This is a genomic window from Pseudomonas sp. SDT291_1_S447 (genome assembly GCF_054070155.1).
Genome location: NZ_JBSVXS010000400.1, coordinates 1 through 231, shown reverse-complemented (window position 1 = coordinate 231; position 231 = coordinate 1). Strand labels below are relative to the sequence as shown.

At 64.1% G+C, this 231-nt stretch carries 1 protein-coding gene; it reads left to right on the top strand.

Annotated elements, in window-relative coordinates:
* Nucleotides 1–231, top strand: a 231-nt coding sequence (locus tag ACW9IR_RS30085) for a murein L,D-transpeptidase catalytic domain-containing protein (protein WP_457466246.1), incomplete at both ends; no start/stop codon positions are given.

Here is a 231-nt window from a genome sequence, read left to right as displayed (position 1 = left end):
CTGGAACCGGGTTTCAATGACCAGGCCCGCGACCGCGCCATCGTCATCCACGCCGCCGACTACGTGAGCCCCTTGTGGAGCAAGCGCGAAGGCCGTATCGGCCGCAGCCAGGGTTGCCCGGCCGTGCGCCCACAGGTGGCACGCCAGGTGGTGGACAAGCTCAAGGATGGCCAGTTCATGTTTTCCTGGTACCCGGACCAGCGCTGGTTGAAGTCTTCGACCTACCTCAAT